This is a genomic window from Micromonospora sp. IBHARD004 (genome assembly GCF_052814115.1).
In genome coordinates this window covers 1152581-1176131 of the sequence record NZ_CP199934.1, presented here as the reverse complement: position 1 = coordinate 1176131, position 23551 = coordinate 1152581, and the positions used below count along the sequence as shown (strand labels likewise).

Genomic DNA, 23551 nt, shown 5'->3' with positions numbered 1-23551 from the left:
CCGGGTGCGCCAGGAACAGGGTGTCCAGCGGTTCCCGGCTCTATGGTGTCGCTACTGCAGAGCCACCCTCCGGTGGGAACTGGTGGCCGATGAGCGCCAGCAAGGCGGCATGCGTCTCCTGGTCCGCCGCCACGACGAGCCCGCCCACACCGGTGTGCAGCGGCTGCCCCTGGATACCGGTCACCACGCATCCGGCGGCCTGGCACAAGGCGATCCCGCTGGCAAAGTGCACGCTGTCCTGCAGGTGGCCGTCAGTGACGTACGCGGCTCGCCGACCGGCTGCCACCCAGGCCACCGCCAGGGTGGTGGAGACCACGCGCGGGCGGAACTGCTCGACGAACCCCGGGTCGGCGAGCAGCCGGACAGCCCGGAACCTGGGATCGTTCGGAAACGGCGGATCGAGGTTGACATCCACCAGTCGCGAATCGGCCGAGGGCGTCAGCTTCTCGTCCACGCCGTCGCGGCGGACGTACGCGCTCGCGCCGTCCGTCCAGAACACCTCTTCGGCGAACGGGTCGGCTGAGGCCGCCACCGTGATGCCGAAGCGCGTCCGCAGGGCGACGTTCACCGCGACCAGCATGCTCCGCGCGGCATAGTTCAGCGTGCCGCACAGGGGATCGACGAGCCACATACGCTCGGCGCCGCCGGCCCCCGTGCGTCCACTCTCCTCGCCGGTCACGGCGTCGTCCGGTCGGGCAGTGCGAAGAACGTCGAGGATGACCTTCTCCGCTTCGATGTCGGCAGCAGTGGCGAAGTCGCCCCGGGACTTCTCAAAGCGCGCCAGCGATGCACCGTACTTCGAGCGCACAACAGCAGCTCCTGCTTGCGCTGCCGCAATGGCCAGGTCCCTGTCCGTGATCACCATGCGCTCAGGATAGAGAGCTTTGGCGGGCATCCGATCGGCGTGGGATCCTCCAGGGACGCGGGTGGTGTCCCCGGAGGCGTGACCGGTCAGGGACGGACCAGGACCTTGAGGGCCTCGCGCCGGTCCATCGCGCAGTATCCGTCGGGCACCTCGTCGAGGCCGACGGTGCGGTCGAAGACCTTGCCGGGCTCGACCTTGCCGTCGAGCACGTCGGGCAGCAACGCCTCCTCGACGCGATGACCATGGCACCCGGCCTACGTCCGCAACGGACGCCTGGACATCCTGGCGGCGAACCAACTGGGGTACGCGGTCTTCTCGCCGATTTTCGCCCACACCGCCCGCCCTGCGAACATCGCCCGGTTCATCTTCCTCGACCCCGCCGCGAGCGACTTCTACGTCGACTGGGAACGCCTCGCCAGCGACACCGTCGCGCTCATGCGGGCCGAGGCCGGCCGCGACCCCTACGACCGGGCGCTCACCGACCTCATCGGCGAACTCTCCACCCGCAGCGAAGCGTTCCGCACCTGGTGGGCCGCGCACAACGTGCGCCTGCACCGCACCGGAGTCAAGCACCTGCACCACCCGCTGGTCGGCGACCTGACCCTGGCATACGAGTCGATGGAACTCACCGCGGACACCGGCTTGCGGCTCAACGCCTACACCGCAGAGCCCGGCTCCCCAGCCCAGAATGCGCTGAACCTGCTCGCCAGCTGGACGGCCACGCCCCAGGAACAGCCCGCCGCGCGCTCGACGGAGTAAACGGCAGCCGCACGGGAACGGTCGCCTCAAGGTTGCGATCCACCGGGAGATCGCGTGCCAGGACGGGCCGGGAGACCAGCTGACCCCACGTCCGAGCCGTGATCCGTTGCTGTGTCAGCCGGGGAAGGGGACGGATCTGGTGTTCGAGGGTTTCGAGGAACTGGACATCGCCACCACGGAGACGACCATCCACGGACGCCGGGGCGGCGCGGGCCCGCCGGTTCTCCTGCTGCACGGCATGCCCGAGACCCACCTCATGTGGCACCGGGTCGCGCCGCGACTCGCGGAACGATTCACCGTGGTCGCGACCGACCTGCGCGGCTTCGGCGACAGCGGGACCCCGCCGAGCACCCCGGACCATGCGCCGTACAGCATGCGCCAGGTGGCCCGAGAGCAGGTGGAGGTCATCGTCGACCACATGATCGACTCGTTGTCCGAGGTGCCGGACGCCTTCCCCGCCGCCGTCCGGGCGGAGTACGTGGCGAAGCTCAGCTCCCCGGACACCATCCACGCCGTCTGCGAGCAGTACCGGGCGGCCGCCACGCTGGACTACCAGCACGACGAGACCGACCGCGGCAACCGGCGGATCCGGTGTCCCGTCCTGGCGCTGTGGAGTCACACCGGCCCCGTGGCGAGCTGGTACCAGCCGCTGGAGGTGTGGCGGGCCTGGGCCGACCAGGTCGACGGCGGTCCCGTCGCGGCCGGGCACTTCCTGCCGGAGGAGGCCCCCGACGAGACGACCCGACACCTCCTCGCGTTCCTCGGCTGACCGCGCGTCATCGGCCCTGCCTCTCCCGTCGCCGTCCCGGAGACCCGGTCTCGCCCCTGGGCCTGTGGTCGCAAGCTCCGGGTGGCGGATCGGCCGGTTACCGTTGCCGGTGTGCGGGCGGAGGCGGGCGAGACGATCGGTTTCTCGGTGCTCGGCTCGATCAGGGTCGTCCGCGCCGGGGCCGAGCTGCATCTGGGCGCCCGCCAGCAGCGCCTGGTGCTCGCGTTGCTGCTGGCCCGGGCCGGTTCACCGGTCTCCCTGGCCGAGCTGGTCGACCTGCTCTGGGACGAGGAGGCCCCGGCCAGCGCCGCGAACGTCGTGCACCGGCACGTCGGGGTGCTCCGGCGGCTGCTCGAGCCCGGCCTGCCCACCCGGTCGGCGGGCCGGCACATCCTCCGGGAGCTCTCGGGCTATCGGCTGCGCGCCGACGAGGAGTCCCTTGACCTGCTGAAGTTCCGGTCGCTGAGCCGGCTGGCGGGCCGGAGCCTGCAGGACGGCGACCCGGAGTCGGCGCTGCGGCATTCCCTCGACGGGCTGCGGCTGTGGCGCGGCCGGTGCGCCGCGGGCCTGGAACCGGCCTCCCGCCTGCATCCCGCGTTCCTCGCCGTGGAGGCCGAACGCGCCCAGGCTGTGCGGGAGGCCGCCGACGCCGCCGAGCGCTGCGGCCGGCTGAGCGCGGTGCTGGCGCCGTTGCGGCAGGCCGCCGAGCAGCACCCGCTCGACGAGTCGCTGCAGAGCCGGTTGCTGCTGGCGCTCGCCGCCGACGGCCGCCAGGCGGAAGCCGTCGAGGTGTACCGGGTGGTGCGCCGCCGGCTCGCCGACGACCTGGGCATCGATCCGGGCGAGGAGCTGCGGGAGGCGTACGACCGGCTGCTGCACCAGCGCACCCAGCCGGCGCGTACCGGGTTGCCGTCGCCACTCCCCCGCCCCGCGCAGCTGCCGCCGGACCTGCCCTTCTTCAGCGGCCGGGACGACCTCATCGCCGAGGCCCGCGCGGCGGTCGCGCGCCCGGGCGGGCCGACGGTGCTCGCGATCGACGGCATGCCCGGGATCGGCAAGACCGCCCTCGCCGTCCACCTCGCCCACGAGTTCGCCGCCGGCTACCCGGACGGGCAGCTGTATGTCGACCTGCGCGGATACGACGGGCGGGAGCCGGCGATGAGCCCGGCCGAGGCGCTGCGCGGCTTCCTCGGCTCGCTCGGGGTGCCCCAGGAGGGCATTCCCGCCGAGCTGCACGCCCAGGCGGGCATGTACCGCAGCAGCCTTGCCGGCCGGCGCCTGCTGATCGTGCTCGACAACTGCCGGGACGCCGAGCAGATCCGGCACCTGCTGCCGGGCAGCCCCGGCTGTCTGGTGATCGTCACCAGCCGCAGCCGGCTCAGCACCCTGCTGACCACGGCCGGCGCCCACCCGTTGCCGGTCGGCCTGCCGAGCGTCAACGAGGCCCGCGCAGCGCTCCTGCGGCCGCTCGGCGCCGGCCGCGTCGCGGCGGACCCGGCCGCGATCGACGCCATCATCGCCAGCTGCGGGCGGCTGCCGCTCGCGCTGGCCGTGGTGGCCGCCCGCGCGGCGAGCCTGCCGCGGACGCCACCGGCGCAGATCGCCGCCGAGCTGGCCCAAGCGCCCGGGAGCCTGGACGGCTTCGACGGCGACGACCCGCAGACCGGCCTGCGTGCCGTCTTCTCCTGGTCCTACCAGGCACTCTCCGCCCCGGCCGCCCGGCTCTTCCGGCTGCTGCCGATCCATCCCGGCCCCGACATCTCGATCGCCGGGGCGGCGGGCCTGGCCGGCGTCCCGCTGCGGAGCGGGCGGGCGCTGATCGGCGAGCTGAACCGCGCGCACCTGATCAGCGAGGACCTGCCGGGCCGCTACCGCACCCACGACCTGCTGCTGGCCTATGCCACGGAGCTCGGCGAGGAGAACGACAGCCCGGCCGAGCGTGCCGCCGCGGAGCTGCGTTGCCTGCAGTTCTACCGGGCCACCTGCTATCAGGCGCACCGGCAGCTGCTGGCCTCCGAGTACCACCCGATGATCGAGCCGGGGCCGGGCGAGACCCCGCTGCGCTTCGCCGGCCACGGCGACGCCATACGCTGGTTCACCGCCGAGCGGCAGGTCCTGATCGCGCTGGTCGGCCAGGCCGCCCGGCAGGGCCGGCACACCGAGGCCTGGCAGCTCGCCCTGGGCATGCAGCACTTCTTCGACCGCAGCGGCCGGTGGGCCGACTGGACGACGACCGGCGAGGTGGCCCTCGAGGCCGCCCGGGCGGGCGGCGACCTGGTCGGGCAGGCCCGGATGCACCGCAGCCTGGCCGGGGCGGCCTACTTCCGGTGCGAGCACGAGACCGCGGTCGGGCATCTCGACCAGGCGCTCGAGCTGCTCGCCCGGCTCGGCCTGCACGGCGAGATGACCCGGGCCGGGATCAACCGGGCGATGATCCTGGGCGCCCAGGGGCGACACGAGGAGGTCGTCCGGGCGCTTTCCGCGGAGCTGGGGCCGGCCCGGGCGGTCGGAGACGACAAACTGCTCGCGGACGCCCTGGTGATCATGGCCGCGAGCAACGCCGAATTGGGCCGGGAGGAAGAGGCCGTGCGCTGCGCCGAGCAGGCGATGGCGCTGTCGCGCGGAGTGCAGTACAGGCTGGGCATCGCCGAGGCGTGGGAGGTGCTCGGCCAGGTGCATTCCGCCCGCCGGGAGCCCGGCAAGGCGGTCGACTGCTGGCGCGAGGCGGCCGTCGCCTACCAGGAGGCCTCGGCGTCGGCGCCGGCCGCGGAGGTGCTGGCGCTGCTCGGCGACGCCCTCGCCGCCGCCGGCGACCACGACGCCGCGGTGCGGGCGTGGCAGGAGGCGCTGGCCCTGATCCCGTACGCGCAGACCCGGACCGGCCGGCGGCTGGCCGGCCTGCTCGCGGCGGTCACGTCGCGTCCGTGACCGATTGCGATCGGCGACGGCACTCGATCCGCACTTCCGCGTCAGTCCATTCGCATCGATCGTCCCTAGGCTCGTGCCTCACTCACCGTTGCTCATGCCTGTGGGGGAAATATGGTGCTGCGGGCACCCGACGAATCACCGGCCGGCCGGGCCGAGCGCATGACCGCGCTGCATGCGGACCACGCCCGTGCCGTGCTGCGTCTCCTGCTCGTGCTGACCCGCGGCCAGCGGCAGACCGCCGAGGATCTGCTCCAGGAGACGATGCTGCGGGCCTGGCGGCACCTCGACTCGGTGCCGGCCGAGCCCGATGCCGCCCGCCGGTGGCTCTTCACCGTCGCCCGGCGGCTCGTCATCGACGCTGTCCGGCTGCGGCGGGGCCGCCCGGCCGAGGTCCATCTCGTCGACATGACCTGGATTCCCGCTGGTGACGACACCACCGGCACCGCGCTGGCGTCGCACGCCATCCGGTACGCGCTCGGCCGGCTGAGCCCGGCGCAGCGCAGTCTGCTCTCCGAGGTCTACCTGGTCGGGCGGTCACCGGCAGAGGTCGCGGGCCGGCTGGGAGTGCCGATCGGCACGGTGAAGTCCCGGACCCACTATGCGCTGCGCTCCCTGCGCACCGGCCTCGAGGCGGCCTGAGCAGGGACGACTCCGCCCGGCCGGCGATCCGGCTGCTGAGTCGAAGCTCACATTGCCGCAACGCGCGCCCGGGACCCTGGCATGCTATGGCGATCGTGGCAGCCAGCCCTGTATGGATCGCATCAAGATGACCAGCCCGCTCTCTTTCGCCGTTCTCGGCCCGGTGCGGGCCTGGCGCGGCCAGTCCGAAATCGACCTGGGCACCCGGCAGCAGCGGCTGATCCTGGCGTTGCTGCTCGCCCGGGCCGGCGGCGCGGTCAGCGTCGCCGAGCTCGTCGACCTGCTCTGGGAGTCCGACCCCCCACCCAGCGCGGTCAATGTGGTGCACCGGCACGTCGGGATGCTCCGGCGGCGCTTCGAGCCGGGCCTGCCGACGCGGGCAGCGGGCTCGGTGCTGATCCGCGACGGCGCCGAATACCGGCTGCGGATCGACGGGGAGTCGCTCGACCTGCTGCGTTTCCGGCGCCTGGTCGCCCAGGCCGGTGGCAGCTCCGGCGAGCCGGCCGTCGAGCTCTACCGGGAGGCGCTGGCGCTGTGGCGCGACCGGTGCGCCTCGGGCCTGCAGGCCGGCGGCCGGGCCCATCCGGAGTTCGTCGCTGTCGACGGCGAGCGGTTCGCGGCCGTCCGGGCGGCGACCGACGTCGCCTTGCGGGCCGGGTGCGTCCACGCGGTGCTGCCCGCGATCCGGCTGGCCGCCGAATACGAGCCGCTGGACGAGGCACTGCAGGCGCGGCTGCTGCTCGCGCTCGCCGCGGACGGCCGGCGGGCCGAAGCCCTCGCGGCTTATGCCGATATCGAGCACCGGCTCGCCGACGAGCTCGGCATCCAGCCGGGCGGCGACCTGCGCGCAGCCCGGGACAGCCTGCTCGACCACGACGCCCCGGCCGACGGCTCCAGGTCGCGGCGCGGCGTCAGACCGGCCTTCATTCGGTCCGGAGCGCCGCCTAGCGGCGCGGAGGCCGAATTATGGCCGCCAGCCGAGCTGGAGTTGTCGCAGCCGACCCGGGCCGAGCCGCCAGCGCAGTTGCCGGCCGACCACCCCTACTTCACCGGCCGCCGCGGCGTCGTGGCCGCCGCGGAGGAGCTGCTGGCCGGAGACCGGCGGACCACCGCGCTGGTCATCGACGGAATGCCCGGCGTCGGGAAGACCACCCTCGCGGTGCACCTGGCCCACCAGCTGGCCGCCCGCTACCCCGACGGGCAGTTGCACGCGGACCTGCGCGGTTTCGACTCCGGCGACTCGGTGATGACACCGGCGGAGGCGCTGCGCGGCTTCCTGTGGTCCCTCGGGGTCGCGCCGGCCGCCATCCCGGCCGAGCTGCACGCCCAGGCCGGCCTCTACCGCAGCATCCTGGCCGAGCGCCGGATGCTGATCCTGCTCGACAACTGCCGCGACTGGGACCAGATCCGGCACCTGCTGCCCGGCACCGGCGGCAGTCTCGTCATCGCCACCAGCCGCCGCCGGATCACCGGCATGGCCGGCCCGGCGGGCACCCACCCGCTGCACCTCGACCTGCTGACCGACGCCGAGGCCCGCGAGCTGCTCACCCGCCGGCTCGGCGACGCGGCGGCCGCCGACCCGGCCGCCGTCGACGAGATCATCGCGCGGTGCGGCCGGCTGCCGCTGGCGCTGGCGCTGGTCGCCACCCGCAGCGTCGGCCGGCCCGGGCTCAGCCTGCCCGCAGTCGCCGGTGAGCTGGCCGAGGCCGACGGCCGGCTGGCCGGCTTCGGGGACGCACACGCCGATCTGGCGGCGATCTTCTCCTGGTCCTACCGGGCCCTGACTCCCGCGGCAGCCCGGCTCTTCCGGCTGCTGCCCTTGCACCCGTCCGGGGAGCTGAGCACGGAAGCGGCGGCCGCCCTGGGCGGCCTGTCCCTGCGCTCCGCCCGCGGCCTGCTCGCCGAGCTCGGGGCGCAGCTGCTGGTCCAGCCCGGCGACGGCCGGTGGCGGATGCATGATCTGCTGCGCGCCTATGCCGTGGAGCTCGGGGAGGAGCACGACGACGCGGCCGAGCGGGACGCTGCCATCGAGCGGGTCTACGGCGACCCGGCCCTGGCCGGGCAGGCGTGGAGCGAGGCCCTCGCCGAGCTCGACGGGACGGGCTCGCCGATGGCCCGGCGGATCCGCGACCGGCTGCTCTGGCACCGGTGACCCGGACGCGGCGTCGGTGGGCGCCGCGTCCGGGGCCCACTCTCAGTACCGGTAGGCGCGGATGATGGTCTGCTTGACCGTGTTACCGCTGGTGTCCGTCGCCGCGGCCCGCAGCGAGACGAAGCCGGTGCCGGCCGGGTTGTGCACCCAGGCGACCGCCTTCTCGCCGGACCGCTGGACGGTCAGCTGCTGCCAGGTCTTGCCGTCGTCGAAGGACGCCTCGACGGTCAAGCTCGTGGTCTGGCCCGGCTCCGCTCCGATCTGACGGTCGAGCGAGACCGGGATCGCGAACAGCTGGTTGGCCGGCGCCCGGTTGTTGATGTTGAGCTCCGGGGTGTACCGGATCGCCGTCATCGGCAGCTTCACCAGTTCGCCGTCGCTCACGTGCCCGGACTTGAAGGTCCACTCCGCGTCGACCACCGTCGACAGGGTGAATGCCGGGTCGCTGCGGAAGGTCGCGGTCAGCCGGTAGTCACCCGTCTCCGCTGGCACCTGCCACGACCAGGGCGCCTGGTTCGCGTCGCCGACCTTGACGCCGTTGCGGTAGAGGTTCACCTCCACGCTGCCGCCGCGAGGGTGCCGGAAGCCCATGTGCCCGGTGCCGTCGCCGTGCAGCGGCCCCGGCCCGCCCATCGTGTCGCCCCAGTAGCGGGTGGCGAACTGCTGGCCGAAGTTCGGCTCCGGGAAGACCGGCCCGGCCACCGCGTTGGCCCACTTCACGTTGTACGTGCGCCCGGGCTGGAAGCTGGTCCACGCCGACTCGTAGTACGTGTACCTCAGCTGGGCCGAGGTCGACTGCCACACCGCCTGCTTGTCCTGGTTGTAGTACTCGGTGATGGTGCTCGGCACGTCGTAGCTGAAGCTCGGCGGGACATTGCGCTCGTCGCGGTAGATCGGCGAGTTGCCGGGCGCGTGCGCGACCGCGGACCGCGCCACCGGCACGCCGGCCACGTCCGCGCTGATCCGGGAGCGGACCGTGGCGAAGTCGCCCGCGCGCAGCTTGCGGGTCAGCCCGGTCATCATCTCCTCCGGCTCGTAGAAGTAGACACGGTAGACGTACGGGCTGTTGTGCAGGCTGCCGTCCTGGGCCACCTGACCCCACATCCCGTTGACGTAGGAGACGAAGCCGGGCGTCCTGCCGGCCCCGATCTGCGCGGTGCGCAGGTGGTCGAAGGGGATGCCCATCAGCACGCCGAACGGGTCGTTGCTGCCCCAGATCTGCGGCTGCTCGGTCCGGATGGTCCAGCCGAACTCCTGATGGACCGCGGTGGCCTTCGGGTTCGGCACCGACACCGCGATCGGCTTCGCCAGGCGGGCGTCCATGGTGAGCGCCTGGTCCGTGGTCAGGTCGAGGCTCGGGCGCATCAGCGACGTGATCTGCGGGAGGAACGGGTCGCCGGTCAACAGGTAGGTCTGGACCAGGTAGCGGCCCGCGCGGACCCGGTACGTGGTGGTCGCGGGGTCGCCGAACACCATGATGGTCTGCCGGTCCAGGTCGGTCAGGACGGTCACCCAGCCCTGCTCGGGCGTGGGCGCTCCGCCGTCCGGCCCGACGAGCTTGAGGCTCAGCTGGTGGCGGGCGACGTCGAGCGCGACCGGGGTCTGCACCTGCGCGCCGTCGCCGGTGGCGGTCACCTCACCGCCGAAGTAGTGGTCGGGCAGGTCGGCGCCGGCCTGGACGTTGACGGTCACGGTGGCCGTGCCGCCGGCCGGGACCGTCACCGAGGAGGCGCTGAGGCTGAACAGGCCGGCCGGCGCCGGGGCGCCCTCGGCGTCCTTGGCGTCGAGGGAGACAGCCAGGGTGAGGGCGGAAGAGCCGCTGTTCGCGTACGTGACCGTGCTCTGCTGCGCAGCGGTGGTCCGCTCGAAGGCGACGCTGACCGGGCTCGCCGTGACGGTCTGCTGGATCGCCCGGGCGACGTCGAGGAAGCCCGCGCCCTGCTCGTAGACACCGATGGCGGCGCTCGGCTGCGCGGCCGCCATCAGCGTGGACTTGATCCGCTCAGGCGCCCAGTCCGGGTGCTGCTGGGTCAGGATCGCCGCCGCGCCGGCCACGTGCGGAGTCGCCATCGAGGTGCCGGAGAGGCTGGTGTACTGCGGGTTCTCGTCGTTCGGCCACAGGTCGGAGGTCGAGCTGCGGGCGGCGAGGATGCCGACGCCGGGTGCGGTGACGTCCGGCTTGATGCCGGCGTCGCCGGTGCGCGGACCCCGGCTCGAGAACTCGGCCAGCTCGCCCGTCTTGGTCACGGCGCCCACGGTCAGCGCCTCGGCCACACTGCCGGGCGAGTTCACCGTGGACTCGCCGGCCCCGCCGCTGTTGCCCGCGGCGACGACGAAGAGCACGCCGTAGCGGTGGGTGAGATCGGCCAGGGCCGCCTCGATCGGGTCGGTCTCCGGGCTGTCCGGGCCGCCGAGGCTCATGTTGGCGACCTTGACGCCCTGCTGCGCCGCCCAGGTCATGCCGGCCAGGATCGCCGACTCCGGGCAGCCCTCCTCGGTGCAGACCTTGGCGCTGTAGAGGGTCGCGCCGGGCGCCATGCCCTTGTAACGGCCCTGCGACGCGGCCGCGCTGCCGGCGATGGTGGAGGCGACGTGGGTGCCGTGGCCGACCCGGTCGAGGGTGTCCGGGTCGGCGGTGAAGTTCTCCGCGGCGGCGACGTGGCCGGCCAGGTCGGGGTGGGTCTGGTCGACGCCGGTGTCGATCACGCCGACCTTCACCCCCGTTCCCGTCCAGCCGGCCTGCCAGGCCTGCGGCGCGCCGGTCAGCGGGACGCTGACGTCGAGGGTGGGGTGGCGCAGCCCGTCGAGCCAGATCTTGTCGAACCCGGCCCGCAGCCGCCGCTCGGTGCCACTCCCGGCGGAGGTGACGCTGTTCCAGAAGGACACCGCGTCCGCGCGGCTCTCCGCGACGGCGCTCGCCCCGGAGAGCGCCCGGGTGGTCCGGGCGCCGGCGAGGCCGGCGGGGGCGGCATTGCCGTGCTGGACGATGAGCGGCAGGGTGGCCCGGGCGTCGTCGTAGCCGAAGCCGACCAGCATCGAGATGTCGAAGAGCCGCCCGTCGAGCTTGCCCCGGTTGAGCAGGCCGACGGCGTCGGCGGGGATGACCCGCACGTCCTCGCCGGCGCTGTGGGTGATGAACGGGATCCGTTCCCGTCCCTTGCCCGGCACGACGTCGACAGCCGTCTGGCCGTCCTTAGTGCTGACGTGGACGGTGTCGCCGGTGAGCAGAGTGACCGTCCGGGGCTTGGACGCGACCGCGGGTGTGGTCGCCGGCTTCGCGGCCCGGGGCTGCGCCGACACCGGCGAACCGCCCGGAGCCACCGCCGAGACGCCCAGCACCAGCAGTGCCAGCGCCGATATCTTGCGAACTGAACGCATCATTCTCCCTGGATGAAGGCGAGAGCTATCCGGGAGCTCCGGACGTGACCGGCGGGTGAAAGTTCATCCCGAGTGACCTGGGTCACTGCCGCTGAACCGGTGCGGGGCGGGGCCCGCACGTCTGGACCGCCGAACCTCCATCCACACATCTGCACACCTGCCAGCGCACCCGAGCGGGCCGAGGAGCCCGATGCTCGCGAAATCGCTGGTTCTTGCCGCCGCGGGTGGCCAGGCCACGGCTGCCCGGCCTGATCGTCCATCACTCGGCACTTCCGGTGCGTCCGGTGATCGTCGATGGGCTGCCCTGCGTTCCGGCCGCCCAATGCGCGGTCGACCTAGTGGTGCGGCCGGTTGCGAACGAGAGCGAGGGCGAGCACGGCGGCGGCGAGGAAGACGATGGCGTTCACGCGCAGCCCCGCCTGCACCCCCGCGGTCAGCGCCTCGGCGAGCGCCGCCCGGACCGGATCGGGCAGCGGCTGGGTGCCGCTGGTGCCGGCGGCCACCGCCGACTGCACCGCGCTGCGGGCCGGCTCCGCGACCTGGTGCGCGGCGAGCCGCTCCGGCAGCTCGGCGAGCAGTCGGGTGGTGAGCAGGGTGCCCAGCAGGGACGCGCCGAGTACCGATCCCACCTGGCGGGCCGCGTTGACCGCCCCGGAGGCCATGCCGGCCTGGGCGGGGGCGACGCTGGCGAGCGCGGCGGCGGTCGCGGGGGCAACCACCAGACCGCAGGCAGCGCCGAAGAGCGCGAGCAGCGGCCAGCGCTGGCCGAACGTGGTGGCCGGGCCCTGCGCGGCCAGGCCGAGGCTGGCCAGGCCGCCGAGGAGGAGACCGGTGGTGAGCGGCGCCTTGAAGCCGGTGCGTCGGATGGTCCGCCCGGCGCCGAACGCGGCGAGCGCGTAGACGCCGAAAGGCACCAGCATCCGCCAGCCCGTGTCCAGCGGGTTGAGGCCCTGGGCGCGTTCGTGGAACAGGACGAGCAGGATCGCCACGCCGGTGAAGCCGAACAGCGACACCGCGGCGACGACCATGACGGCGCTGAACGAGGCCGACCGGAACAGTCGCACGTCGAGCATCGGTGCGGCGGTGCGCAGCTCGACCAGGACGAACCCGACCAGCGCGGCGGCGGAGCCGAGCCACGCGGTGACCACCGGCGGGCTGGTCCAGCCGTCACGTCCGGACCGGATCAGGGCGTAGACGAACGCGGCGATGGTGACGGTGGCCAGCAGCAGGCCCGGCAGGTCGAGCCGGCCGTTGCCCTGCCGGGACTCGGCCACCGCGACCGCGGCGACGACGAGGGTGACCACCCCCAGCACGATCGTGGACAGGTAGACAGTGTGCCAGTGGTGCTGCCGCAGCAGCGCCCCGGCGATGAGCGGGCCCACCGCCAGGCCGATGCCGGAGGCGGCCGACCAGGCGGTGATGACCTCGGTGCGCCGGTGCGGGTCGGTGAAGGTCGCACCGAGGATGGCCAGGCTGTTCGGCAGGATCAGCGCCCCGCCGATGCCCGCCACGAGCTGCCCGGCGATCACCCAGGCCGGGGTGCCGGCCTGCGCCAGCACGGCCCCGCCGGCGATCATCGCGGCGACGCCGGCGCCGAACATCCGCTTGCGCCCGAAACGGTTGCCCAGTGTGGCGGCCGAGAGGACCAGGCTCGCCACGGCCAGGGTGTAGGCGCTCGGGATCCAGATCAGGGTGGTCGGCTCGACGTGCAGGTCCCGCTGGATGGTGGTCAGGGCGGAGACGGTCGCGGTGATCTGCAGGAAGGTGATCGCCGCGCCCAGGCACATCGCGACGAGGGTCGCCACCTGGCTGCGGCGGACGGGTGACGGCGGCGCCGACGCGCCCTGGGTGGTGGCCGGCCCGGTCGGGGGCAGGGTTCGCTGGTCGGTCACGTGGACTCCTGGAGGGGTCGGTCCGCGGTGGCGCCGGCGGGGAAGGCGGTGCTTCCCGCGCCGGTGGCGCGCGGCGAGAGGTGAGGGGCGGCGGTCACGGGAGCTGCGGGTAGAGCGCGGCCACGCCGCCGGAGAGCTTGCCGCGCACGTCGCGGCTGAGGTCGTCGGCGAGGATCTCGTACGCGTCGGCGGCGAGCTGGTCGACCGTGTACCGGGCGACGTCGGCGGGAGCGAGCTTCGCGGCGGTGACCGCGCGGGTCATGTCGGTGTCCATGAACCCGACGTGCAGTCCCGCGACCCGGATGCCCGCCGGGGCGAGCGTGACCCGCAGCGAGTTGGTGAGCCCCCACTCGGCGGCCTTCGCGCCGCCGTACGCGCCGCCGCTGGGCAGGGCCAGCCAGGAGAGCACGGACAGCACGTTGAGGATGATGCCGCCACCGTTGCCTTCGATCACCGGGGCGAACGCCCGGACGACGGACAGGGTGCCGAAGTAGTGGGTCTCCATCTCCAGCCGGATCTGGTCCAGGTCGCCGGTGAGCAGGTCCGCTCCGGTCGCCGAGCCCGCGTTGTTGATCAGCAGGGTGACGTCGCCCGCGGCGGCCGCCGCCGTGGCCACGGACCCGGGATCGGTGATGTCCAGCTCCAGCGGGCGGGCACCGGGCAGGTCGATCTGCGCGGCGTCGCGCGCGCCCGCCCAGACCGTCGCGCCGCGGGCGAGCAGCTCGCTGGCGACGGCCCGGCCGAAGCCACGGTTGGCGCCGGTGACCAGGGCGGTTGCAGCCGAGATGTCCATGTCGTCCCGTCTGGGTAGTAGTGTCGGCCGGCTAGCTTATGCAGAAGCAAGCCAGCCAGGAACCAGTGAAGCACCTGACTGGCGTCAACACAAGTCAGCCCGTACGCTGGCCGGTATGACGGATCTACGGGACGACCGGGACGCCTGGTCGAGGGCGAACTGCTCGATCGCCCGGGCGATGGACATCGTCGGCAGCAGGTCGGCGATGCTCATCATGCGTGAGGCCCTGCTCGGTACGCGCCGTTTCGACGACTTCGTCCACCGGGTCGGCCTCGGCGAGCCCGCCATGGCGGCCCGGCTCAAGGAGCTGGTCGCCGCCGGCCTGCTCGAACGGGTCCCCTACCGGGAGCCGGGGCAGCGCACCCGCCACGAGTACCAGCTCACCCGCAAGGGCCGCGAACTGCTGCCCGTCATCACCGCGCTGCGCAACTGGGGCGACACCTGGGCCGCCGACGACACCGGTCCCCCCGTCCTCGTCACCCACCGGGAGTGCGGCCACCGCGTCCGGGCGGCGCTCCGCTGCGAGCTGGGCCACGACGTCAACGAGGGCGACGTGGACATCGTCGCCGGGCCGGGCCTCATCCGCAGCACCTGACGACCGGCGGACACCGGCCGCGGTCGACCGCGGTTGGTTCGTTCTGGTGGATCCAAGTCCGGCGCGGACGCCTACGTGCCTACCCGCCAGCGACCTACAGCGGAGCCTTCGCTTCCCACAAGATTTCTCATCTTGCCCTTGGTGATCCATAACCCGGCACCCGCGCCGTTGGTCGTGACAGGTTTGCGACTCCGTATCGATCTGACGAAGGGGAAGCGCCGGCAGACGCCTGCCGAGGGCGACGGTCAGGGTGAGTCCAAGGTCGATGAGCGGACGATCTTACTATCGGACTCTGCATCTCTGCTGCATCGGGCACGGATCGGGCACGGCGACCGCTTCGGTCCGAACGAAACGATCATGGGTTCTCGTCACCTATGGGCTTGCCCATCGACTCCAGCGCTCGGCCGGTCGGCAGTCAGTGCCAGGCTTGCCGTAGACAACGTTGCCGGAGGAGTCGGCGTAGCAGTGATCGAACTCGTCGGACGGACGAAACAGTAGACGCCGGTCAATTTCGGTGCCTCTGGCGTCATAGCTGACCAACTCAGCGTCCTCCCTAACAGTGGCGCCCTCGGTGAGCAGGCCGAACACGCCGTCAGTCAGCCGTGCCGTGGTCGTGTGCCCGTCGCCGTGTTCGAGCACCAGCCGGTGCACCCGAGCGCTGACCCGGCCAGTCACGGCGACGTCACCGCCGTCCATTTCGGTCGACATAAGTAGGAGTCGCTGGACCGGGCCGGGTAACCAGCCCCGTTGTGGCCAGTCGCGTTCCCCGCTGATACCCCCACTGACCTCCGCACCTGATGACATTGAGACATCACAGGTGAAGTACCCGGTCTCCGTCAGGAACAGTGCCACGGCACGTTGGTCCTGTTCAGCCGCCACGGCTAGCTGGGCCATCGACACCGGAACCCGCTCATGCTGCGCGTTCCACGACAGGCACTGCTCCATCGCCTGGCGCAGCGTCGGTGACAGCTCGTTCGGACCCATCGCCAGGTGCTGCACATCGTCGTCGTTTGGCGCCACCGCCACGCCGACCACCACCGCTGCGGCTGCCGCCATGGTGGCAATCCCCAGCCGCACCGCCGCGCGGGGCCGCGGCCGGTGGATCGACCTCATCAGATCCGCCCGCATTCGCGCCGCCTCGCCGGGCGGCAGATCCCGCTCAATAGGCGCGTCGAGAATGTCTCTCACCGCTCCTCCTCCTGCTTGTTGTCGTCAGTGACCATCCGTGCCAGCCGGGCTCGTGCGCGACTCACGCGCGAACGGACCGCGCCTTCGCTGATTCCGAGGACTGTCGCCGCCTCGCCGTACGGCACGCCGGACCAAAGACACAGGGCAACCGCTTCGCGTTCTGCGCGAGGGAGTCGGCGGACCACCGCCAGAATCTTGGCCATCTGCCGTTCGTCATCGAGCCGCGCGGCTACGTCGCTGGCCGGGTCTACGTCAGCCTCCCGCTCCGGCGGCAACCTACGCAGGGCTGCCAACCACCGACGGGCCGAACGCCACTCAGTACGGGTCGCGTTGGTAGCGACCACCAGCAGCCAAGGCAACGCCAACCCGTCAACCAGGCCCGCTTCACCCCGCCTACGCCACGCGACCAGGAAGGTCGATTGCGTAACGTCTTCCGCGAGCGTCCAAGAGCCAGTGAGCCGGAACGCGTGGTTGTACACCGCCCGGGCATACCGGTCGAAGAGCCGGCCGAAAGCGATCTCGTCACTGGCTGCGATAGCCGACCACAGATCTTGGTCAGACGGTTGTATCTGGCTCGTCACACCTCACTATCGCCGGCTGGGGCGAACCTGTTGCAGGCCCCCTCGAGCACCGGCGGCAGCCCACAACGCCTGACGCCATCCCGCATGCCGTCGACCCGCCCAACCGGGGAGCGGGCCGCCGCCCGGCCCGCCACGTCAAGCGGACCTTGACGGCAGGTTCGGACGCTGGCGGGTTGGGCGGTGGTCTGCTCGGCTTGCCCGGGTCGAGGGTAAGCGGGATGGCCTACCGTAACCACCCACGGCCCGGCACCCGCCGACGATCTTCAGCCATCCTGGAGCCGGAGCGCCCTCGCCGGAGGCGCAGTAGCCGCAACGCCGCTCGGTGCGTCAGCTCGCCTGCGGCCTGGCGTCCGCTTCGCTGCGCCGCGCGGGTCCTGGCCGCGCGGCCCGGCCGGCTGCCGGCCGACCACCTCACCACTCAACGCCCTGTCTGTCGTTCTGCGGCGGCCCCCTGGGCTTCCCGCTTCCGCGCCAGCCGCCGGGCGTTCTGCGTGGTCGGAGCGGAGCGCCAGGGGAGCGCAGGCCGCGCGCCCAGGCGGCGGCGCGTGCGGCCCGTTCAGGGCCGCCTTGAAGACGTACAGAAAGTTTGGACGGGGATTCTGTGAGGGTGTGTCCGACTCCGGTTGATGTGTTACACCGTGGCTTCACTTGATGCGTAACACTCCGCCGAGTGCTGGTGGAGATGAGCGTGACCGAACAGCGCTATCGAGCAGTGTTGGAGGTTGGGGCCGGGCTCCCGGTCACTGAGGTGGCCGACCGGTTCGGGGTCTCCCGCCAGGCGGTGCACCGTTGGCTGCGCTGGTATGCAGAGGAGGGCCTGGACGGGTTGCGGGACCGGTCCCACCGCCCCCAGGGGCATCCGACCCAGACCCCGGCGGAGGTTGAGTCGGCGATTTGCGAGTTGCGCCGGACGCATCCGCGATGGGGCCAACGACGGTTGCACTACGAGCTGGGCCGTCGTGGTTGTCCCGGCCCCGTTCCATCCTTGAGCACCATCTACCGGGTCCTCGTCAGGCACGGGCTGATCGATCCGGTGCCGCGCCGTAGGCGTCGTCAGGATTATCGGCGGTGGCAGCGTGAGCGGCCGATGGAACTGTGGCAGATGGACATCGTGGGTGGCGTGATGCTCGCCAACGGCCGGGAGGCAAAGGTCGTCACCGGCGTGGACGACCACTCTCGGTTCTGCGTCATCGCCGCCGTTGTCCCTCGGGCCACCGGTCGGGCGGTCTGCCTCGCCCTGGCCGCCGCTTTGCGGGAGTACGGGGTTCCGGAGGAGCTGCTCACCGACAACGGCAAGCAGTTCACCGCCCGCTTCAACCGCGGTGGTGGGGAGGTGATGTTCGACCGGATCTGCCGGGAGAACGGCATCACCCACCGGCTGACCAAGCCGCGCTCACCCACGACCACTGGCAAGGTCGAGCGGTTCCACCAGACGCTGCAACGCGAACTACTCGACACCGTGCCGGCATGGCCCGACATCGAGGCGGCCCAAGCCGCCATCGACGCGTTCCGGCGCGAATACAACACCAACCGGCCGCATCAATCCCTGGACATGGCCTTCCCGGCAGACCGATTCACCGCCCGCCCCACCGATCCGCAACTGCCGCTGCGCCTGCCGCGAAGGCTGACCTCGGACGAAACTCGTCCGGATGAGCCGTCACCGGCCACGGTGCCGCAACCTCGCCCACCACACGATGACCGGCCAGCCACCGCACCGCCGCTGCTCGTCTCGGCCAGCGGCATCGACCCGCTCAACCTCGCCGTCGAGATCACCCGCACCGTTCCCGCCTCCGGCAACCTCGCCGTTTGCGGGCAACAGTTCTGGCTCGGCCCCGCCAGCGCCGGACTCACGATCGGCCTATGGGTCGACACCACCGTCGTTCACCTACTCCTCGGCGGGGTCCGTCTCAAGACCGTGCCCTCCCGGCTCACCCCCGGCCACCTGCGTCAGCTCCTTGCCGACGGAGGCCGCCCCGCCGGACCACCCCCGGTCACCGCCAGCCCGGTAAAGCCCGGCGCCGCCATCGAGGTCGACCGTCTCGTCAACGCCACCGGCCTGGTCAGCCTCGCCGGCCGGCAACACCCCGTCGGCTACCACCTCGCCGGCCGGCGCGTCACTGTCCGCCTCGACCGCGGCGTCATGCACCTTCTCGACACCGACCGGACCCTGCTGCGCAGTCTGCCCAACCCGCTGGTCCTGGCTGAACAGGCCCGCATCCGCGACGCCCGCCCCGCCGGACCACCACCGCCACCAGCAGCAGAACCACTACGAGTCGAACGGCGGGTCAGCAGCCGCGGCGCCCTAGTCATCGCCGGACAGCGCATCCACGTCGGGACCAGCCACGCCGGCCGAACCGTCACCGTCGAAGACGCCGGCGCTACCTTCCGCATCCACGACCGCGACCACGTTCTCGCCGAGGTGCCCCGCAAGACCACGAAGAACATCGCTAGATTCAAAGCCCGCAAGCCCGAGCCCCCACGACGGCGCCTCCCCTCGGAGATCCCCCATGAATGAAACCGACCCCCCCGCTTCCCGCCTTGGCGACGAAGCGGCGATGAACGACGCTGACCCGGTCCCCCCGTCACGGCACAGACGCATCGTCGCCAGGGTTCTCGTGGCCGCCGTCCTGCTGACGCTGACGGCAATGGCAGTCCGCAGGACGCCCTTGTTGGGCTGCACTTTCCCCCCGGGCGACCAGGCCGCAGCGGTGACGGCATACCGGAAGGACCCGGCATTCTCGCTGACTCCGCCGAACGGGCGGCTGCTCAATGAGGCGTCCAAAACACGAGCCTGTGACCACCGGGTACCCCAGAACCGGGAGGAGTCGGCAGGGCCGGACTTCGCGACCGTTTCGCGCCAATACGCCGTGGACAGCAAGTACACGGTGGACGAACTGGTCGCGCTCCTCGGGCCGGGCGTCGAGGCGGCCAGCTGGCATTACCAAACCTCCCAGGGTGATGCAGGCGGCGCCATCCTGTGGTACTGCAAGGCGATCAACGGGATGACCGCCCGGCTGGAGGTGATGAGCCTGGCCGACGGCACAGCCGACCACGCCGCCACCTTCACCGTCCTCATCGACGGCCGCCCCGACAACACAGACTGCTAAAGCTGCCGCCCTCGAGCATTGGCACCTGCCCTGCAGCCACTGAGAACAAGACCGAACAAAACCATGATCGTCTAGCCGGATGTGTAACGGATCAACTGAATGCGATCCGTAACGCATCAAGTGGAGCCCGACAATTCTGTGAGGGTGTCCCCCCGGCCGAGCCTGACCCGAGTTTGAACCGGCTCCGTGCCCTGAAGTTGACCCGTCGACCCGGTCGGCGGGGGCACCTTTCTCGGCGCTCGCACGGGCCGGCGTGGTGACCTGATTAGGAGCTCGGGTTTCGTCCCTCATCCCCGTTCTGTCCAGCGTCCTCCTCGTGCTCAGCGGCCGAGCGACACCCTTCACGCACCACACAGGAGGCAGAGTGAACGAGGACCAGGACGTGACCGTCGGGGTCGACACCCACAAGGACGTGCACGTCGCGGCGGTGCTGGATCAGGCTGGCAGGCTGCTAGCCACGAGAAGCTTTCCGACGACGACGCGCGGCTATGCACAGCTCGCCACCTGGGCTGAGTCCTTCGGCACGGTCGCCGCGGTCGGCATGGAAGGCACCGGCAGCCACGGCGCCGGATTGCTGCGGTTCCTGACCGAATACGGCCTAGCCGTTGTCGAGGTCGACCGCCCTGACCGCTCCACCCGGCGCCGCATCGGCAAGACCGACACCATCGACGCGGAGTCCGCGGCCCGAGCGGTGCTGTCCGGTCGCGCCAGCGGCACCCCGAAGACCCGTGACGCCCAGGTCGAGATGATCCGGGCTCTGCGCGTCGCCCAACGTGGAGCGATGAAGGCCCGCATTCAAGCCGGAGGCCAGCTCGAAGCCCTCGTCATCTCGGCACCTGAAGCCATCAGGCAGCTGCTGCGCGGGCTGGCAGGCAAGCAGCGCGTCCGCGCTTGCGCCGCTCTGCGGCCTGGCCGGGTGACCGATCCAGCCACAGCCACCAAGGTTGCCCTGCGCAGCCTCGCCCGCCGCTGGCTAGCCCTTCAAGCCGAGATCGACGACCTCGACAGCCACCTGACCAGCCTGGTCACCGCCGTGGCCCCCGACCTGGTCGCCCTACCCGGCGTCGGCGTTGACACCGCTGGGCAACTCCTCGTGACCGCCGGCGATAACCCCCACCGGCTGCGGTCCGAAGCCGCCTTCGCCAGGCTCTGCGGCGTCGCCCCCATCCCCGCCAGCTCCGGCCGCACAGACCGCCATCGTCTGCACCGCGGTGGCGACCGCGACGCCAACAGCGCCCTCTGGCGCATAACCCTGGTTCGCATGCGCTGCCACCAACCCACCAAGGACTACGTCACCCGCCGGATCAGCGAGGGCAAGACCAAGACCGAGATCATGCGCTGCCTGAAGCGCTACATCGCCCGAGACGCCTACCGGCTACTCACGAACTCCCCATAGCCAACATCGGTCTCGACACCATTAGCCCGATCAGGCACGCTGCACCGTGTCCCGGCTGATGCTTTACAGCTGCGTCCCACCTGCTGCTTGACATGGTCGGCGTTTTTCGCCGTTACGGCCGCCAGTCCGTCTATGAGGAGGATTTTTCCCCGGCAGTCCAGTCGCGGACGAGGGCGGCGAAACCTACCGGCCGTTCCATCGACGGCAGGTGCGCGACGTCATCCCAATCCACCCGCCGGGCACGGGGCGCACCGGCGCACACGCGGCGGGCGGCGTCGTGGGTGGTGTCCAGATCGTGCCCGCCTACGAGTACCAGCACCGGCAGGTCCAGATCGCCCAGCCGTTCCAGGGCGGGCGGCTCCAGCTCCGCCTCGTCGACCTCGCCCCACGAGTCCGCGATCTCGAACGCATTGCACTGCATCAGCCGGACAGCGGACACCACCGACGGCTCGACCTCGAAAACGCTGCGGCCGGGGCCGGCGACCCAGGTGGTCACGTTGGCCTCGACCGCAGCATCGAGATCGCCACTGGCCAGGGCCGCCTTCTCGGCGTCGAAGAAGCGGCGCAGATCGGGCGTCAGCTCGGCCAGGAGGCTGCCACCGGGCGGGCACAACAACAGCGACTGCACCAGATCGGGCCGGGTCAGGGCGACCTCCGTGGCCACGCCCGAACCGAACGAGGCGCCGACCAGGTGGCACCGCGTGACGCCCAGATGCTCTAGCGTCGAGAGGACGTCGGCGACGTGGTCCAGCCCCCCGTCCGGCCGGGTCGTCGACTCGCCGAAGCCGCGCAGGTCGACACGGACGACCGTGCGGTCGGCGGCCAGGTCGCCCCAGATCGGGTCCCACATGCGCCGGTCGGCGATGCCCGCGTGGATGAAGACGACGGGCAGGCCGCCCTCCTGCGGCGCGCTGCGGTCGTACGCGATGCCGGACGGGGTGTACGACGTGGCAGTCATTGGTCTCCTGGTCTGTTCGAGGCGTCGAACCAGCGATTCAACCGTGGCCGCCAGCCGATGGCCAACCGTGGTGCACCGGTGGAGAACTTGGTCACTCGCGGCCCGGAGCAGGCCCGCCGGCCGGATGCGCTGCCATCAACCCACTACGTCGCATGCCGCACTGCCAAGGGCAAGACCAAGACCGAGATCCCGCGGTGCCTCAAAGCGCCACATCGCTCGCACTCCCCGTCCGGACGGACCCGGACGGCTTTGGGCACTTCGGCGACGAGCGTTGACATCAATAGGAGCGTCAGGTCGCCGGCAACCGGCATGTCCTGCGCCGGTTGATGGTTGACAGATCGGTATCACGACCTGAGTGACAATCTGACAATGAATGACATCAGGATCCGCGACCGAACGGCGGCTGACCTGCCACAGTGCGTCGCGGTCCTCACCGAGGTCCATCGCCTCGACGGCTACCCGCTGAACTGGCCGGCCGACCCGGAACGATGGTTGTCGCCATCCAACGCCCTGCACGCATGGGCCGCCGAGACGGAACGAGGCTCGATCCTCGGCCATGTCGCCGTTCACCGGATCTGCTCCGCAACTGACCCTGCCTCGACGCCCGCAGGCGAGGTCAGCCGCCTGTTCGTCGCACCCGCCGCCCGCGGGTACAACGTCGGGACCCAGCTCCGAACCCACGCCCGCCAATGGGCCATCAAGCACCGGCACCAGCTCATCCTGGAGATCGTCGAGGACCAGCGGTCAGGCCCCGCCATCAGCCTCTACGAGCACACCGGCTGGCAGCACACCCACACGACCACCGCCACCTGGACCAGCCCAGAAGGCCGGCCCGTCCGTCTGCGCCGATACACCGTCACCGAAGGCGCGCCCGACACGTGATCATGCCGTATAGCCACAGGTGTCACACACGTCCCGAGACCGACCGGACGCGTCCCACCTGACGCTTGACATGATCGTCTCGCTATTGCTGCCGGCTCGGATCCCGAGGTACCAGGAGAGGGTCGGACGACCGCCGCATCAACTGCGATCGTCCGACGTCCTCCGTGAAACCCCAGCGCCGGTAGAACGACAGAAGCTCGGGCTGGCAGACAAGCTCGATGCTGCGCACCGCAGCCAACCGGGGGTGGCTGACGATCGCATCGAGCAACATGTGGCCCACGCCCGAATGTCGGGCGCTCGACGAAACGATCACGTCGAGAACCACGGCCAGGTAGACACCATCCGTGAGAACCCGGGCGAACCCCACCAGTCGATCGGTCGACCGCTGAACCAGGGCGAAGACAAGATCGGACGCCACCAGCATCGCCGTCACGTCGTCCGGGTCCCGGTCCGCGGTCCACCACTCCGACGCGAACACCTCCATCAGCTGCGCCAGGCGGTCGCCTTCGACAGCCTCTCTGACCTCGATGTCCGAACGGTCCACCGCGACAGCTTGCCAGGCCGCGAACGACTCGGCATCCAAGGCCGGCTGTCAAGCATCTCCTGGGACGGATCCGGCAAGCATGTGGTGGGACTCGGCAGCCGGCAACCGGCCGGATCGAACGTGTG

Annotated in this window: 19 protein-coding genes; 10 read left to right on the top strand and 9 right to left on the bottom strand. The window is 71.5% G+C overall.

All coding sequences use genetic code 11. The features are described from left to right. Positions 1-40: 40 nt before the first annotated feature. Entirely contained in the window at positions 41-865 is an 825-nt protein-coding gene (locus ACTWO6_RS05795) for an inositol monophosphatase family protein (protein WP_446218618.1), read from the bottom strand. A gap of 86 nt (positions 866-951) precedes the next feature. Next, positions 952-1086, bottom strand: coding sequence for a hypothetical protein (locus ACTWO6_RS05790; RefSeq protein ID WP_446218617.1), 135 nt, complete (start codon positions 1084-1086; stop codon positions 952-954). Between the two features lie 52 nt (positions 1087-1138). Here ACTWO6_RS05790 and ACTWO6_RS05785 point away from each other — a divergent pair, with 52 nt between their 5' ends. From ACTWO6_RS05785 to ACTWO6_RS05765, 5 genes are all read left to right on the top strand, one after another. Then, a complete protein-coding gene (locus tag ACTWO6_RS05785; RefSeq protein WP_446220567.1) occupies positions 1139-1624 on the top strand; it encodes an MmyB family transcriptional regulator in 486 nt (161 codons plus the stop codon). Positions 1625-1763: 139 nt separating this feature from the next. After that, on the top strand, positions 1764-2393 hold the full coding sequence (locus tag ACTWO6_RS05780) for an alpha/beta fold hydrolase (protein ID WP_446218616.1): 630 nt from the start codon (positions 1764-1766) through the stop codon (positions 2391-2393). A 111-nt stretch (positions 2394-2504) separates the two neighbouring features. Then, entirely contained in the window at positions 2505-5321 is a 2817-nt protein-coding gene (locus ACTWO6_RS05775) for a BTAD domain-containing putative transcriptional regulator (RefSeq protein WP_446218615.1), read from the top strand. 159 nt (positions 5322-5480) lie between these two features. Continuing rightward, positions 5481-5960, top strand: coding sequence for a sigma-70 family RNA polymerase sigma factor (locus ACTWO6_RS05770; RefSeq protein ID WP_446218614.1), 480 nt, complete (start codon positions 5481-5483; stop codon positions 5958-5960). Positions 5961-6072: 112 nt separating this feature from the next. Then, positions 6073-8112: a BTAD domain-containing putative transcriptional regulator gene (locus ACTWO6_RS05765; RefSeq protein ID WP_446218613.1), complete on the top strand. Its 2040-nt coding sequence runs from the start codon at positions 6073-6075 to the stop codon at positions 8110-8112. A gap of 42 nt (positions 8113-8154) precedes the next feature. On the opposite strand, the gene ACTWO6_RS05760 is transcribed toward ACTWO6_RS05765, so the two are convergent. The 3 genes from ACTWO6_RS05760 to ACTWO6_RS05750 all read right to left on the bottom strand — a co-directional run bounded on the left by ACTWO6_RS05760 (position 8155) and on the right by ACTWO6_RS05750 (position 14175). After that, positions 8155-11493, bottom strand: a complete 3339-nt coding sequence (locus ACTWO6_RS05760) for a S8 family serine peptidase (RefSeq protein WP_446218612.1) — start codon at positions 11491-11493, stop codon at positions 8155-8157. Positions 11494-11825: 332 nt separating this feature from the next. Then, positions 11826-13382 (bottom strand): MFS transporter, encoded by a 1557-nt coding sequence (locus ACTWO6_RS05755; protein WP_446218610.1) that lies wholly within the window; start codon positions 13380-13382, stop codon positions 11826-11828. Positions 13383-13476: 94 nt separating this feature from the next. Next, on the bottom strand, positions 13477-14175 hold the full coding sequence (locus ACTWO6_RS05750; RefSeq protein ID WP_446218609.1) for an SDR family oxidoreductase: 699 nt from the start codon (positions 14173-14175) through the stop codon (positions 13477-13479). A gap of 115 nt (positions 14176-14290) precedes the next feature. Between ACTWO6_RS05750 and ACTWO6_RS05745 the strand changes: the two genes are divergently transcribed. Then, positions 14291-14770, top strand: coding sequence for a winged helix-turn-helix transcriptional regulator (locus tag ACTWO6_RS05745; RefSeq protein WP_446218607.1), 480 nt, complete (start codon positions 14291-14293; stop codon positions 14768-14770). 372 nt (positions 14771-15142) lie between these two features. On the opposite strand, the gene ACTWO6_RS05740 is transcribed toward ACTWO6_RS05745, so the two are convergent. Together ACTWO6_RS05740 and ACTWO6_RS05735 are read right to left on the bottom strand one after the other, a co-directional pair. After that, the gene (locus ACTWO6_RS05740) at positions 15143-15958 is read right to left on the bottom strand and encodes a hypothetical protein (protein WP_446218606.1); all 816 of its coding nucleotides are present in this window, start codon (positions 15956-15958) and stop codon (positions 15143-15145) included. Continuing rightward, positions 15955-16539: an RNA polymerase sigma factor gene (locus tag ACTWO6_RS05735; protein WP_446218605.1), complete on the bottom strand. Its 585-nt coding sequence runs from the start codon at positions 16537-16539 to the stop codon at positions 15955-15957. Before ACTWO6_RS05735 ends, ACTWO6_RS05740 begins: the two co-directional genes overlap by 4 nt. Positions 16540-17221: 682 nt before the next feature. Here ACTWO6_RS05735 and ACTWO6_RS05730 point away from each other — a divergent pair. The 3 genes from ACTWO6_RS05730 to ACTWO6_RS05720 all read left to right on the top strand — a co-directional run bounded on the left by ACTWO6_RS05730 (position 17222) and on the right by ACTWO6_RS05720 (position 21042). Beyond that, positions 17222-19054, top strand: a complete 1833-nt coding sequence (locus ACTWO6_RS05730; RefSeq protein ID WP_446220566.1) for an IS481 family transposase — start codon at positions 17222-17224, stop codon at positions 19052-19054. After that, positions 19047-19646, top strand: coding sequence for a hypothetical protein (locus ACTWO6_RS05725; RefSeq protein ID WP_446218604.1), 600 nt, complete (start codon positions 19047-19049; stop codon positions 19644-19646). The genes ACTWO6_RS05730 and ACTWO6_RS05725 overlap by 8 nt, the downstream gene beginning before the upstream one ends. Before the next feature lie 364 nt (positions 19647-20010). Continuing rightward, positions 20011-21042, top strand: coding sequence for an IS110 family transposase (locus ACTWO6_RS05720; RefSeq protein ID WP_446218603.1), 1032 nt, complete (start codon positions 20011-20013; stop codon positions 21040-21042). 130 nt (positions 21043-21172) lie between these two features. Here ACTWO6_RS05720 and ACTWO6_RS05715 read toward each other — a convergent pair whose 3' ends face one another. Then, the gene (locus tag ACTWO6_RS05715; protein WP_446218602.1) at positions 21173-22000 is read right to left on the bottom strand and encodes an alpha/beta fold hydrolase; all 828 of its coding nucleotides are present in this window, start codon (positions 21998-22000) and stop codon (positions 21173-21175) included. Positions 22001-22369: 369 nt separating this feature from the next. On the opposite strand from ACTWO6_RS05715, the gene ACTWO6_RS05710 reads away from it, so the two are divergent. Then, complete coding sequence (locus ACTWO6_RS05710) at positions 22370-22882, top strand: N-acetyltransferase family protein (RefSeq protein WP_446220565.1); 513 nt, start codon at positions 22370-22372, stop codon at positions 22880-22882. An 82-nt stretch (positions 22883-22964) separates the two neighbouring features. Here ACTWO6_RS05710 and ACTWO6_RS05705 read toward each other — a convergent pair whose 3' ends face one another. Next, a complete protein-coding gene (locus ACTWO6_RS05705; RefSeq protein ID WP_446218601.1) occupies positions 22965-23426 on the bottom strand; it encodes a GNAT family N-acetyltransferase in 462 nt (153 codons plus the stop codon). Positions 23427-23551: the final 125 nt, after the last annotated feature.